Origin of the sequence: Saccharothrix lopnurensis (assembly GCF_042658445.1) — a bacterium.
Classification (GTDB): Bacteria; Actinomycetota; Actinomycetes; order Mycobacteriales; family Pseudonocardiaceae; genus Actinosynnema; species Actinosynnema lopnurensis.
In genome coordinates this window covers 52,496-66,542 of record NZ_JBHSQO010000047.1, presented here as the reverse complement: position 1 = coordinate 66,542, position 14,047 = coordinate 52,496, and the positions used below count along the sequence as shown (strand labels likewise).

General features: G+C 73.4%; 9 protein-coding genes. 4 read left to right on the top strand and 5 right to left on the bottom strand.

Annotated features, from left to right (window positions below; all coding sequences use genetic code 11):
- Positions 1–393 precede the first annotated feature (393 nt).
- Both ACFP3R_RS30750 and glnA read right to left on the bottom strand, forming a co-directional pair.
- A complete protein-coding gene (locus ACFP3R_RS30750; RefSeq protein ID WP_380641099.1) occupies positions 394–4,503 on the bottom strand; it encodes an FkbM family methyltransferase in 4,110 nt (1,369 codons plus the stop codon).
- Positions 4,504–4,562: 59 nt separating this feature from the next.
- Positions 4,563–5,906, bottom strand: coding sequence for a type I glutamate--ammonia ligase (gene glnA, locus ACFP3R_RS30745; RefSeq protein ID WP_380641097.1), 1,344 nt, complete (start codon positions 5,904–5,906; stop codon positions 4,563–4,565).
- A gap of 152 nt (positions 5,907–6,058) precedes the next feature.
- Here glnA and ACFP3R_RS30740 point away from each other — a divergent pair, with 152 nt between their 5' ends.
- Positions 6,059–6,709, top strand: a complete 651-nt coding sequence (locus ACFP3R_RS30740) for an LppX_LprAFG lipoprotein (protein WP_380641095.1) — start codon at positions 6,059–6,061, stop codon at positions 6,707–6,709.
- Positions 6,706–8,241 (top strand): MFS transporter, encoded by a 1,536-nt coding sequence (locus tag ACFP3R_RS30735; protein WP_380641093.1) that lies wholly within the window; start codon positions 6,706–6,708, stop codon positions 8,239–8,241. Before ACFP3R_RS30740 ends, ACFP3R_RS30735 begins: the two co-directional genes overlap by 4 nt.
- On the opposite strand, the gene ACFP3R_RS30730 is transcribed toward ACFP3R_RS30735, so the two are convergent.
- Together ACFP3R_RS30730 and ACFP3R_RS30725 are read right to left on the bottom strand one after the other, a co-directional pair.
- Positions 8,225–8,713 (bottom strand): hypothetical protein, encoded by a 489-nt coding sequence (locus ACFP3R_RS30730; protein ID WP_380641091.1) that lies wholly within the window; start codon positions 8,711–8,713, stop codon positions 8,225–8,227. The genes ACFP3R_RS30735 and ACFP3R_RS30730 overlap by 17 nt on opposite strands.
- A 208-nt stretch (positions 8,714–8,921) precedes the next feature.
- Positions 8,922–10,637, bottom strand: a complete 1,716-nt coding sequence (locus ACFP3R_RS30725) for an NAD+ synthase (protein ID WP_380641089.1) — start codon at positions 10,635–10,637, stop codon at positions 8,922–8,924.
- Positions 10,638–10,709: 72 nt separating this feature from the next.
- On the opposite strand from ACFP3R_RS30725, the gene ACFP3R_RS30720 reads away from it, so the two are divergent.
- Positions 10,710–12,272: an alpha/beta hydrolase gene (locus tag ACFP3R_RS30720; protein WP_380641087.1), complete on the top strand. Its 1,563-nt coding sequence runs from the start codon at positions 10,710–10,712 to the stop codon at positions 12,270–12,272.
- A gap of 55 nt (positions 12,273–12,327) precedes the next feature.
- Here the strand turns inward: ACFP3R_RS30720 and ACFP3R_RS30715 are convergent, their stop codons facing one another.
- A complete protein-coding gene (locus ACFP3R_RS30715) occupies positions 12,328–13,152 on the bottom strand; it encodes a helix-turn-helix transcriptional regulator (protein WP_380641085.1) in 825 nt (274 codons plus the stop codon).
- A gap of 120 nt (positions 13,153–13,272) precedes the next feature.
- Here ACFP3R_RS30715 and ACFP3R_RS30710 point away from each other — a divergent pair, with 120 nt between their 5' ends.
- Positions 13,273–14,022: an SDR family oxidoreductase gene (locus tag ACFP3R_RS30710; RefSeq protein ID WP_380641083.1), complete on the top strand. Its 750-nt coding sequence runs from the start codon at positions 13,273–13,275 to the stop codon at positions 14,020–14,022.
- The last annotated feature ends 25 nt before the right edge of the window (positions 14,023–14,047 follow it).

The window sequence follows — 14,047 nt, the reverse complement described above, 5'->3', positions numbered from 1 at the left end:
TCAAAGGAATCCTCTTGACGAGGATCATAAATTTACTGGCTATTCGGCACGCTGTTGAGTTCTCAAAGAACACGCGCTCACCATCTTGTCCCGCATCTTACCGCGGTTCATTCCGGGGCTTTGTGTTTCCGGTGTTTCGCTTGTGTTTGAAGCTTAGCTGGTTCGTTTTCGCGGTGTCAAATCGGCCGGTTCCGGCTTCTTCGCTCCGCGTTGATCCCGCTTCGCATTCAATTTGCTTTGTCTTCCAGACCCGAGGCAGCACCGTGGTGCTGCTTATTCGCTTCTGGGAGCTTGCCGCCGCAGAACTCTACCCGGCCCGATTCGCGGTGTCAACCGCTCGTTCCGGGGTCTTGCTGGCGACTCGACAAAAGCTACTCATGACCTTGGCACAAGTCAAATCGCCTGGTCAGCGGTCTGCCGGAGCGGTCGGGCCACCTGCTGGGCGGGGCTCTTGGGCGCCACCGGGCGGGGACGCAGCCACAGCGGGATGGTCCGCAGGCCCTCCATCGCGGCCACGATCTGCTCCGGCGACGCCGCCTCGCGGGTGGCGACGGGCACCAGGTCGTAGCCCCAGATCCGGAACTCCTTGAGAACCGTGACCGGATCGTCTCCGAAGCCCTGCGTCGCCGAGGCCGAGAACTCGATGAACACGTGCGGGCGGTCCCGGCGCAGCAGGCGCACGAGCCCGGCCAGCGCGCGGTGACCGCGACCCGGCGCGTCGACCCGGACGACCGAGAGCTTGCGGCCCTGGAGGCTCGGCACCGCCTCCAGCTCCTTGTCGAGTCGGGTGGCGCGGACCTTCGCGACGTCCTCCGGCGCGCCCTCGGGCAGCGGGGCCACCGACACCCCGCCGGTGAGGGCGGGGTTGGTGACCAGTTCGCCGCTGCTCTCCCACGCGGCCGCGTCCACCAGGACGAGTTGCTGCGCGGTGCGCTCGGGCAGGTTGACCTCGACGTTGTGCTTGAGCAGCGCCCGCGCGGACGGGCACGGCTCGACCGCGACCACCGCGCCGCCCGTGCCGAACCGGCTGAGCATCCGCACGGTCTGGTAACCGACGTAGGCGCCGATGTCGAGGAAGATCCCGTCCGGCTCGACCACCTCGTCGATCAGCTGCGACAGCCCCGGTTCCCACACCCCGTTGCTCGACAGCAGCGGCAGCATGAACGCGTCGTCGGACGGCAGGCGCAGCAGGCCCACGTCGGTGAGCACCAGGGAGCTGCGCGGCACCGCGTCGCCGTGCCGCTCGTGCTCGCGGACGACCACCCGGCGCAGGGCGTCGGCGGTCTGCTGGGCCTGGTTGGCGGCGCGCAGGCCGGCGTCCATCCGGTGGTCGCGCTCGCGCAGCACGTCCACGACCTTCGACTCCAGCGAGTCGATGCGGTCGAGGGTGCGTTCGAGGGCGCCGGTGAGCTTGTCGATGCGGTGGGCGAGCGCGTCGCCCTGCTTGGCGCGCTTGCCGGCCTCCGCGACCAGCGCGTCCTCGATCTCGCGCAGCCTGCGGCCCTGACCGGCCATGTCCGCGCGGACCCGGACCACGCCGTCGTCGACGCCGACGAGCTGGTCGGCGAGGTGGCCCTGGTTCTCGGCGTGCTGCTCCAGCTCGGCGCGCAGCACCTCCAGCTCGCCCAGGCCGATGCCGGTGGAGAGGTCGTCCTGGCGGCGGACCAGCTCGGACACCGTGCGCTCGACCCCGTCGACCAGGGAGCCGAGCACGTCGCGCATGTGGTTGTCGTAGTGGTCGAGCACCCGCAGGACGACCTTGCGCAACTGCGGCGCCATGGGCGTGCGGCTGGCGACGCCCACGTCGGGCTGGCGGAGCAGGGCGTGCTTGGCCGAGTGCAGCGCCGTCATCGGGTCCACGGTCGGCACGGGCTTGGGCCGGCGGGCGCGCCAGGTCCGGTAGGCGTGCTCGACGCGCTCGCGCAGGACGTCGCCGACCGCGGCGGTGCCGCGGGTGGCGCGGACGCGCTCGCGGCCCTTGAGCCCGATGGCGGCGGCGGTCGACCGGTCGTCGGCGATGGCGCGCATCAGCTTGGCGGCGGCCCGCACGTCGGGCTCGACGCCCTGGCGGCACGGCACGAAGATCACCGAGTTCTTGTCGAACAGCTCCGCGACCGCGCCGTGGTCGGAGGTCAGGACCGGGGTGCCGACGGCCGCGTGCCCGCCGAGGGCGTGGACGATCCGGTCGTCCGCGCCACCCCGGTGGAGCTGGACCAGGCAGTCGACGCGGCCGAGGTCGTCGACCAGCTCGATGCGCGGGTCGGCGGCGGTGGCCAGGCGCAGGCGCTCGGCGGCCTCCGGGTGGGTCCTGGCGTTGGTGACCTCGATCCGCAGGGTGAGGTCCGAGCGGTCGGGGAACGCGGACAGGAACGCGGAGACCGCGCCGAGGACGTTGCCCTCGCGGTCGATCGCGTGGTCGGCCAGGGCCCCGAAGATCACGCGATCGGGGAATTCGGGTTCGCGCGTGTCGGCCTCGGCCACGGGCAGCGGGAGGACGCGGGCGACCGGGCCGCCCTGGCGCTCGCGCGCGGCGCGGGTGGTCTCGGAGGGGACCCAGACCTCGCTCGCGCCGCCGGGCTGCTCGTCGTCGAGGAGGTAGTCGACGACGAAACGGCTGTCCGGGACGGGCTGCCTGGTGCCGACGCGCACCACCACGGGGTAGCCGGCGGTGGTGGAGGTGGGCAGGCCGGAGGCGCGGGCGGCGGCGTGGACGAGCCGCGCGACCGGGCCGGTGCCGAGGACGGTGACGCCGAGCTGGTCGTGCAGGACGGGCGATTCGGCGCGCGACCTGGGCACGGCGGACGCGGGCAGGCGGCCGGACGCCACGCCGATCCCGGCGCACCAGTCGCGGAAGGCCGCGCCGTCCGCGCCGAAGGGGTCGGGGAACTGGGTGCGGAGCGCGGGGTCGGAGCGCCAGAGCGCGGCGGCCCAGCGGGTGCTGCCCGGCAGGTCGGGGACCGGTTCGCAGGCCCAGGCCACGAACGCCGCGCCGCCGTCCGGGCCGAAGGCCGGGGGTGGGGTGGGGGTTCGGTCGGCCTGCGGTGGGGTGGTGCTGGGAGGGGTGCCGGCGGTGGCGGGGGCGCTGGTGATCGGGGGTGCCGGCGGCGCGGAGGGCTCCGGCGAGGTGGCGGCGGTCGGGCTCTCGGGAGCCGGGTCCTCGTGCGGCTGGACCTCGGTGGCCGAGTCCTCGTGGGACTGGACCTCGGTGGCCGAGTCCTCGGCAGCCGGGGCCTCGGGGACCGGAACATCCGCAGCCGACGCCCCGGTGGCCGGGCCTTCGCTGGCCGGGTTCTCGGCGGCCGGGTCCTCGCTGGCCGGGTCCTCGCTGGCCGGGTCCTCGCTGGCCGGCGACCGGGAGGGCTCCGGCCGGGAGGGCTGCGGCCGGCCGTTGACGTGCCCGTTCACCTGGCCGTTGACCTGCCCGTTGACCGGGGTCCGGGCAGCGTCGGGGGTCTCGGCGGGCAACTCCTCAGGAGCCGACTCCTCAGCGGCAGGCTCCTCGGGAGCCGGCGCCGGCGTCCGCCCCTCGGCGCTGAACGCCGAACCGGCCCGCGCACGAGCCGCTTCGCGGTAGTCCGCGCGCAGTTCGTCCGGGATGAGGGTGCCGTCCGCGAGCTGCCCGAAGCCGTAGCGGACCTTCTGCGGCGCGTGCCCCCTGCGGAGCAGGTCGGCGCGGTACTCGGTGCACAGCTCGGCCAGGTGCGGGTGCTCGGACAGCAGCACGCGCGGCCGGTCGGCGAACTCCGCCGACAGCAGCCACGGGCGCTGCGGGTCGAAGCCCGCGAAGTGGACGCTGCGCAGCGGTTCACCCAGCGTGGTCAGGGTGCCGTCGTCCCGGCGGTGCAGGTCGCGCTGCCCCGCGTTCCACGCCGACAGCCCCACCGTCGCGTTGCGCAGGACGTGGATGTTGACCAGGGCCGGGGCCATGTCCAGCACGGCCTTGGTGGCGTCCGGGGCGCGGCGCAGCTGCTCGGCCAGCGAGTGGAGGAACGGCTCGGCCCCCGGCGCCACCAGCAGGAAACCCGGGTCGAAGACGCCGGTCTCCAGCAGCTCGGCGGGCGTGGGCCGCAGGCCGTCGTCCGGGAGGGGGCGCAGGGACCTGGGCAGCAGGACCAGGGGCCCGCGCCCGACCGCGCCCAGGACGAGGTCGGTCAGCGAGCCCAGGACCTTCACCCACGGGTCCAGGTAGAGCACCGGCACGCCCTGGCCCAGCAGCTGCTCCAGCAGCACGGGCCGCAGCAGGCCGCACAGCTGGTCGGCGGTGCAGCCGGTGGCCAGCTCGGCCAGCTCCTCGGCGGGCACGCCCAGGTCGGCCGGGGTGACCAGGCCGGGGCCCGAGTGCTCGGGCAGGGCGTCGACCACCAGGGCCAGGAACCTGGCCTCCGGGTGGGTCGCCAGGAACGAGCCGGACAGCACCTTCACCGCGGGCAGCTCGGCGGCCTTGGCCACCGTGCACGCGATGAAGGCAGGACGGGTTTCCGAACGCGCGGGCACCTCGGTCACGGTCGGCAAACCTAGCTTCTCCGAGTGCTCGGTGCGTACGACCCGCACGGAAGCTCCCCTCACAGGACCGGCAACAGAGCGCGCAACTCGTACGGCGTCACGCTGCGCCGGTACGCGTCCCACTCGGTGCGCTTGTTGCGCAGGAAGAAGTCGTACACGTGCTCGCCGAGCGCCTCGGGCAGCAGCTCGGAGTTCTCCATCTCGACCAGCGCCTCGCCCAGGTTCTGCGGCAGGTTGTCGTAGCCGGCCGCGCGGCGCTCGCGGTCGGTCAGCGACCACACGTCGTCCTCGGCGGCCGGCGGCAGCTCGTAGCCCTTCTCGATGCCCTTCAGGCCCGCGGCCAGGATCACCGCGTACGCCAGGTACGGGTTGCAGGCCGAGTCCAGGCTCCGGATCTCCACCCGGCGCGACGAGGACTTGCCCGGCGAGTACATCGGCACGCGCACCAGCGCGGACCGGTTGGAGTGGCCCCAGCACACCGCGGTGGGCGCCTCGCCCCCCACGATCAGGCGCTTGTAGGAGTTCACCCATTGGTTGGTCACACCGGAGATCTCGCGGGCGTGCCTGAGCAGGCCGGCGACGAACATCTTCCCGGTGTCCGACAGCTGGTAGGGGTCCTCGGCGTCGTAGAACGCGTTGCGGTCGCCCTCGAACAGCGACACGTGCGTGTGCATCCCGCTGCCGGGCTGGTCGGTGAACGGCTTGGGCATGAACGAGGCGCGCACCCCCTGGGTGATCGCGACCTCCTTGATGACGTAGCGGAACGTCATCACGTTGTCGGCCATGGTGAGGGCGTCGGCGTAGCGCAGGTCGATCTCCTGCTGGCCGGGCGCGCCCTCGTGGTGGCTGAACTCGACCGAGATGCCCATGGCCTCCAGCGCCTCGATGGCGTGGCGGCGGAAGTGGGTCGCGGTCTCGTGGCTGGTCTGGTCGAAGAACCCGCCGTTGTCGGCCGGGATCGGCTCGCTGCCGTCGTCGGGCAGGCTCTTGAGCAGGAAGAACTCCATCTCCGGGTGCACGTAGCAGGTGAACCCGGCCTCGCTGGCCCTGGCCAGCGAGCGGCGCAGCACGTGCCTCGGGTCGGCCCACGACGGCGAACCGTCCGGCATGGCGATGTCGCAGAACATGCGGGCGGAGTAGTGGTTGTTCTCCGCCGTGCGCCAGGGCAGCACCTGGAACGTCGACGGGTCGGGCTTGGCCACCATGTCGGACTCGTACACGCGGGCGAAGCCCTCGATCGCGGACCCGTCGAAGCCGATGCCCTCGTTGAAGGCGCCTTCGAGCTCCGCGGGGGCGATCGCGACGGACTTGAGGAAGCCCAGGACGTCCGTGAACCAGAGCCGGACGAACCGGATGTCGCGTTCCTCTAGGGTGCGGAGCACGAACTCCTGCTGGCGGTTCATGGGGCGAAGCCTAGGTAAGGATCGCCGGCCCTGCGTGGCCGCCTCGCCGGTACGCGCCTGCGCAGTCGCACGCGGTGAGCTTACCCGCAGGTCAAGGGCCGGCGTCGGCGAGCGACCCGGCGCGGCCGGGCGGGAGCTCTACGATCTGCCCCATGTTCCCTCGTCGCGCCCTGGTCGGGTCGCTCCTGCTCGCCCTCGTGGCCGGCTGCACGTCCTCCGGGGACGGCGGCGGGCTGCCCGCCGGTCCGGAGGTGCTGGACCGGGCCGCCGCGGGCATGAGGGCGGTGACCAGCACGCACTTCGTGATCGAGGTGGACGGCGAGCTGCCGGACGTGACGGTCAAGAACGCCGAGGGCGACCTCGACTCGGCCGGTCGGTCGCGGGGGCGGGCGAAGGTCGAGCAGTTCGGCCAGCTGATCGAGGTCGAGTACGTCCTGGTCGACCAGGACCTGTACTTCAAGGGCCCGACCGGCGGGTTCACGAAACTGCCCGCGGCGCTGGCCGGCCAGGTGTACGACCCGACCGCGATCCTCGACCCGGAGCGGGGCGTGGCGAAGGTGCTGGGCGACGCGCGCGACGAGAAGACCGTCAGCTCGGACGGCGGCGTCACGGTGGTCGAGGCGACCGTGCCGCGGGACGTGGTGGCGGGTCTGGTGCCCGGGATCGACGCGGACGTGGCGTCCCGGTTCTCGGTGCGCGAGGACAGGCTGGTGAACGCGGTGTTCACGCTGCCGGGCGGGGCGGCGGTCACCATCGACCTGTCCGACTTCGACAAGCCCTTCTCCGTCACCGCGCCCGCGTGAGCGCGGTGGCGTCCCCGGCGTCCCCCGCGTCGCGCCGGTTGGCGATCGGCGCCGGGGCGGGCGCGGTGCTGCTGGGCGCGCTGGACGCCTACGTGGTCGTCGGCGTGCTCGTGGACATGGTGCGGGACCTGGGCATCCCGGTGAACAAGCTGGAGCGGGCCACCCCGGTGGTGACCGGGTACCTGCTCGGCTACGTGGCGGGGATGCCGCTGCTGGGGCAGCTGTCCGACCGGTTCGGGCGGCGGCTGGTGCTGCACGCCTGCCTGGTCGGGTTCGCGCTGGGCTCCGCGGTGACCGCGCTGGCGGGCGACCTGCCGCTGCTCGTGGCCGGGCGGGTGGTGCAGGGCCTGGCCGGCGGCGCGCTGCTGCCGGTGACGATGGCGCTGGTGGCGGACCTGTGGTCGGCGGAGCGGCGGGCCTCCGCGCTGGGCGTGGTGGGCGCGGCGCAGGAGCTGGGCAGCGTGCTGGGCACGCTGTACGGGGTCGGCGTGGCGTCGCTGTTCAACGCGTGGTCGGTGTTCGAGTCGCTGGAGCCGCAGAGCTGGCGGTGGGTGTTCTGGGTGAACCTGCCGCTGGCCGCGGTGGCGGCGGTGGTGGTGCAGCGGACCGTGCCCCGGTCGGCGCGGACGGGCGTGCGGGTCGACTTCGTCGGCGGGGCGCTGCTGGCGCTGTCGCTGGGCCTGGTGGTCGCCGGGCTCTACAACCCGGACCCGTCGCGGGCGGTGCTGCCGCCGTGGGGTTGGCCGGTGCTGGGCGCGTCGGTGGTGGTGCTCGCCGCGTTCCTGTGGTGGGAGCGGCGGTCGCCGGTGCGGCTGCTGGACCCGGCGGGGGTGGAGTGGCGGCCGTTCCTGGCCTCGCTGGGCGTGTCCCTGGCGGCGGGCGCGGCGCTGATGGTGACGCTGGTGGACGTGGAGCTGTTCGCGCAGACGGTGCTGCGGCGGGACTCGGCGGCCGCGGCGGCGATGCTGGCCCGGTTCCTGGTGGCGCTGCCGGTGGGCGCGCTGGTCGGCGGGTGGCTGGCCGGGCGGATCGGCGACCGGTGGGTGTCGTTCGCCGGGCTGCTGATCGCCGGCGCGGCGTACCTGGTCATCGCGCGGTGGCCCGCCGACGTGGCCTCGTCCGTGGTCGGGCGGGACCTGGCGGTGGCCGGGTTCGGGCTGGGGCTGGTGATCGCGCCGGCGTCGGCGGCGGTGCTGCGGGTGGTGCCGGAGGCCCGGCACGGCGTGGCGTCGGCGGCGGTCGTGGTGGCGCGGATGACCGGGATGCTGGTCGGCGTGGCCGGGCTGTCGGCGTGGGGCCTGCACCGGTTCCGGGAGCTGACCGCCGACCTGGACACGCCGCTGCCGTTCGGCCGGTCGGCCGAGGAGTTCGCCGCCGCGGCGGCGGCCTACGAGCGGGCGCTGACCGGGGCCCTGCTGACCGAGTACCACGAGATCTTCCTGATCACGGCGGTCATCTGCGGGGTCGGGGCGCTGGTGTCGCTGCTGCTGCCGCGGGCGGCGCGCCGGGGTGGTGTCACTCCTCGCCGGTGACGACCGCGATGTCGCCCGCGGTGATGACCTGGCCCTTCATGTCCTCGTCGGGCTTGTCGCACTTGTCGGGCGACTCGTTGGACGGGACGCCGTAGGCGTTGAGCTCGTCGGTCGGCTCGCCCTCGCCGGTCGGTCCGTTGTCGCGGACGAAGAACTGGCGGTGCGTGCCGCCCTCGCTGCCGACGTCCTTGATCTTGAAGATGGCGGCGTTGCCGACGATGTTCACGCAGGTGATGCCGCCCAGGCGCTCCTCGATGCCCTCCGCGGTGTTGCGGAACAGGGCGAACCCGGTCGCCTCCTCCCCCTCGCCGCCGAAGACCCCGAAGGCGAAGCGCGTGTCCACGGCGCTGGTGCCGCTGCCGCCGACGAACGCCTCCTCCTGCGCCCGCGCGGGGGACGCCTGGCCGTCGGCCTGCACCAGGACCGTGGCGAGGGTGGTGGCGGCGGCGATCGAGGCGGCCTTCTTCAGCATGTCGTCCTCCCGAGGGGTCTCAACCGGTCGCGAACCCCGTTCTCCGAGGTCAGGGGCTCGTGGGAACGACACTGTCAGAGCCCGCGCGAGCGGTGTCGCGGCGCGGGCGGCAAACCACACGAACGTGTGTCGGCCCTCCTGCCGTCCCCACCCGCTTGTGAAGGGTGAAGGAGCGGGGACGGAAGAAGGAGGTCGGGAGATGCGGAGCTCAGCCCTCGCGCCAGCCGCTCGTGATCGGCAGCCGGCGGTCGCGGCCGAACGCCTTGAAGGTGATCTTCGTGCCCGGCGGGTACTGGCGGCGCTTGTACTCGGCCCTGTCCACCATCCGGAGGACCTTGTCCACCAGTTCGTGGGAGAAGCCCATGGCGATCAGGTCGCGGTAGCCCTTGTCGCCCTCGACGTAGTCGTCCAGCACCGAGTCCAGCAGCTCGTAGTCCGGCAGCGAGTCGGTGTCGACCTGCCCCGGCCGCAGCTCGGCCGACGGCGGCTTGCTGATCGAGTTCTCCGGGATCGGAGGCAGCTCGCCCAGCTTCTCGGCCTCCGCGTTGCGCCACCGCGCCAGAGACCAGACCAGGGTCTTCAGCACGTCCTTGATGGGCGCGAACCCGCCGACCGCGTCGCCGTAGATGGTCGAGTAGCCCACCGCCAGCTCGGTCTTGTTGCCGGTCGCCAGCACCAGGTGCCCGTGCTGGTTGGACAGCCCCATCAGGGTCACGCCGCGGCACCGGGCCTGGACGTTCTCCTCGGCCAGGTCGGTCAGGCCCAGCTGGTCGACGAAGACCCGCACCATGTCCGCGATCGGCTGCGCCGAGTAGTGCAGGCCGGTGCGCTGCGCCAGGTCGTGGGCGTCGGACCGGGAGTGCTCCGACGAGTAGTCCGACGGCATCGACACGCCGTACACGTGGTCGGCGCCCAGGGCGTCCACCGCCAGCGCGGCCACCACGGCCGAGTCGATGCCGCCCGACAGGCCGAGCACCACCGACCGGAACCCGTTCTTGTGCGCGTAGTCGCGCAGGCCGGTGACCAGGGCGTGCCACACCTCGGCCTCGTCGGACAGCGGCTCGGCGGCCTGCGGCGCGGGCAGCGGCTCGTAGGCGGGCAGCGGCTCGTCGGACAGGGTGCGGCGGTGCACGGCGAACCCGCCGTGGTCGCCCTCGGCGCGCGACGCGCCGCCCGGCAGGTCCAGGTCCAGCACCACCAGGTGCTCCACGAACCGCGGCGCGCGGGTGACCAGCGTCCCGTCCGCGGTGACCACCATCGTGTCGCCGTCGAACACCAGCTCGTCCTGGCCGCCGACCAGGTTCACGTAGGCCAGCGGCGCGCCGGCCTCGGCCGCGCGCCGGGCCACCAGCGGCAGGCGGGCGTCGTCCTTCTCCCGCTCGTAGGGCGAGGCGTTGGGCGAGACCACCAGGTCCACCCCGGCCCGCCCGAGCGCGGCGACCGGGCCGCCGTCCTGCCACAGGTCCTCGCAGATGACCATGCCCACTTCGAGGCCGTGGACGCGCACCACGTCCAGCGAGTCGCCCGGCGTGAAGTACCGGCGCTCGTCGAACACGCCGTAGTTGGGCAGGTGGTGCTTGTGCTGCCGGGCGACGACCCGGCCGCGGTGCAGCACGGCGGCGGAGTTGCGCATCCCGGCGGCGTCGCGGTCCAGGTAGCCGACGAACACGGCCAGCTCGCCGCACCCGGACTCGTCCAGCGCCGCGGCCAGGCCGAGCAGGGCTTCCTTGGACGCCTCCGCGAAGGACACGCGCAGCGCCAGGTCCTCCACCGGGTACCCGGTCAGCGCCATCTCGGGGAAGACGGCCAGGTGGGCGCCTGCCTCCACGGCCTTGCGGGACCACTCGACGACGAGTTCGGCGTTGCCGGCCAGGTCGCCGACACAGGCGTTGACCTGGGCGAGGGCGAGTCGGAGCTGTGGCATGGGGGCATTCTCGCTCACCGGACGCGCCCGCGGCGGACGTTGTGGCCGACGAGTCACACCTACGATCGACGTGTGCGCCGATCGCTCCTGCTGCTCCTGGCCCTGCCGGTCCTCGCCTCCTGCACGTCCGTGGTGGCCGGTTCCCCCGGCGCGGGGACGGTGCTGGAGCGGAGAGGGCCCGCCGGGGCCGTGCCCGCCGGGCTGGAGCGGTTCTACGGGCAGCAGCTGGGCTGGGAGGACTGCGACGGCTACGCCACCACGGGCGCCTCGGCCTCCCTGCTGAAGAACCGGCGGAACCTGGAGTGCGCCCGCCTGGAGGTGCCGCTCGACTACGCGGAGCCCGACGGCCGGACGATCAGGGTCGGCCTGCTGCGGCAGACCGCGACCGGGGAGCGCATCGGGTCGCTGCTGGTCAACCCCGGTGGTCCCGGCGGGTCCGGCATGACCTCCGCCGCGAGCCTGGCCACCACCGTGCGGTCGTCACCGCTGGGCGAGCGGTTCGACCTGGTCGGCTTCGACCCGCGCGGCATCGGGGCGAGCGAACCGCGGATCCGCTGCCTCACCGACGCCGAGCGCGACGCCGAGCGGCTCGACGTCGACGTGGACACCTCGCCGGAGGGCATCGCCCAGACCGAGGCGGAGAACCGGCAGTACGCCGAGAAGTGCGCGCGGACCAGCGGCGAAGACCTGCTGGCCAACGTCGGCACCCGCGACGTGGTGCGCGACCTGGACGTGATGCGGTCGGCGCTGGGCGACGAGAAGCTGACCTACCTGGGCTACTCCTACGGCACCCACATCGGCGCCGAGTACGCGCAGGACTTCCCCGGCAACGTGCGGGCGCTGGTGCTCGACGGGGCGGTGGACCCGACCCAGAGCCAGGTGGAGTCGCTGATCGCGCAGGGCGCCGGGTTCCAGAAGTCGTTCGACGCGTTCGCCGCGTGGTGCGCGCGGCAGGCGGACTGCGCGCTGGGCAGCGACCCGGCCGGGGCCAACCGGGCGTTCCGGGACCTGACGCTGCCGCTGGTCCAGCGGCCGATCCCGGTCGGCGACCGGCGGCTGGCCTACAACGACGCCATCACCGGGGCCATCCAGGCGATGTACTCCGAGGAGCTGTGGACGGCGCTGAACAGCGGGCTCACCGAGCTGCGCGGCGGTGGCGGCGAGGTGCTGATGCTGCTGGCGGACAGCTACTTCGACCGCGACGCGGAGGGCCGGTACGGCTCGGTCACCGACGCGTTCACCGCCGTCAACTGCGTGGACAAGCCGGCCGTGACGGACCGGGCCGTGCTGGACGACCTGGCCCGCCGGTACAAGGAGGCCGCGCCCTTCCTCGACGACGGGCAGCCGGCCGCGGCGGCGCTGGACGTGTGCGCGTTCTGGCCCGTGCCGCCGACGGCCGAGGCGCCCGAGCCGGTGTCCGGGCTGCCCCCGGTGCTGGTGGTCTCCACCACCGGCGACCCGGCCACGCCGTACGACGCGGGCGTGAGCCTGGCCCGGGAGCTGGGTGGCGGGCTGCTGACGTTCGAGGGCAACCAGCACACCGTCTACCTCCAGGGCAACGGGTGCGTGGACACCGCCGGGCACGAGTACCTGATCAGCCTCACGCTGCCCGCCGAGGGGACGCGCTGCTCGTGAGGGCCGCTCTTCAGGCCGTTCGGGTTGCCCAGGCTGTTCAGGCCGCTCCGGCTGTTCAGGCGTCGACCGACGCGCTCCAGCTCGCCAGCAGCTTCAGGCGCTCCTCGGACGGCGAGCCGACGCGGGCCGTGTAGACCGCGAGGGTGAGGTCCGGGTCGCCGGCGGGCTTGAGGGCCTCGTAGTCGAGGTCCAGGTCGCCCACGACCGGGTGGTGGATCAGCTTGGTGCCGTGGGTCTTCTCCCTGACCCGGTGCTGCGCCCACAGCCTGCGGAACGTCTCGTCCTTCACCGCCAGCTCCCCCACCAGCGCGGCCAGCCGGGCGTCGTCGGGGTAGCGGCCCGCGTCCAGGCGCAGGAAGGCCACCATGTCGGCGGCGACCGCGGGCCAGTCGCGGTAGAAGGTGCGGGCCTCGGGGCGCAGGAACGTGTGCCGGGCCGAGTTGCGGTCCTCGGGGGACGCGTCGTCGAACCCGTACAGGGCGCCCGCCAGCGGGTTCCAGGCCAGCACGTCGGACCGGCGGCCCATCACGAACGCGGGCACGTCGCCGGACATCTCCAGCAGCCGGCGCAGGCCGGGACGCACGCGCTGGGGCGCGGGGCGCCGGGTCGGGGTGGGGCGGACGAGGTTGCGCAGGTGGGAGCGCTCGGTCTCGTCCAGGCGCAGGACGCGGGCGACCGCGTCGAGCACGGCGTCGGACACGGCCGGCGTGCGGCCCTGCTCCAGGCGCATGTAGTAGTCCACGCTCACGCCGGCCAGCATCGCCAGCTCCTCGCGGCGCAGGCCGGGGACGCGTCGCCGGCCGCCTGCGGGCAGGCCCACGTCGTCGGGCCGGACCAGGGCCCGGCGGGTGCGGAGGAATTCGCCGAGGTCGTGGGTCACCCCTCCAGTATGGCCGCGCCCGGGTCCGCCAACCTGGGTACTGGTGGACCCAGGGAACGGCGGTACGGGGGTTGGACGGGGCCTCTCGTACGGGCCGGGACCAGGGCCAATGTTGTTGCCATGACCTACGACCTGAACAACCGCACTGCCGTTGTCACCGGTGCCGCGAGCGGCATCGGCGCCGAGATCGCCCTCGTCCTGGCCCGGTCCGGGGCGAAGGTCGCGCTGCTGGCCCGGCGGGCCGAGCGGCTGGCCGAGCTGGCCGCGAAGATCGAGGCCGAGGGCGGTCGGGCGCTCGCGGTGTCGGCCGACGTCACCGGCGACCTCACCCCCGCCGTCGAGGCGGTCCACGCCGCGTTCGGCCGGGTGGACCTGGTGGTCAACAACGCGGGCGTCATGCTGGCCAACCCGATCACCGCGGGCCGCGACGACGAGTGGCGGCGGATGATCGACACCAACGTCACCGGGCTGCTCACCGTGACCCGGGCGTTCACCGACGACCTGGTCGGGGCCGGGCGGGACGGGGTGGCGGACCTGGTGAACATCTCGTCCGTGGGCGCGCACGGCACCTTCCCCACCTACGCCGTCTACGCCGCGACCAAGGCGGCGGTGACGCACCTGTCGGCGAACCTGCGCACCGAGTTCGGGCCGCTGGGCGTGCGGGTGACCAACGTCGAGCCCGGCCTGGTCACGTCCGAGCTGGGCGACCACATGGACAACCCCGAGGTCGACGCGCACCTGGCGGCGTGGCGGGAGCAGGTGCCGCCGCTGCACCCGGCCGACATCGGGGACGTGATCGGGTTCGTCACCAGCCGGCCCAAGCACGTCAACCTGCGGCAGCTGGTCGTGCTGCCGACCGTGCAGGTCTGAGTTCCGGGCAGGTCTGATCCGGGCA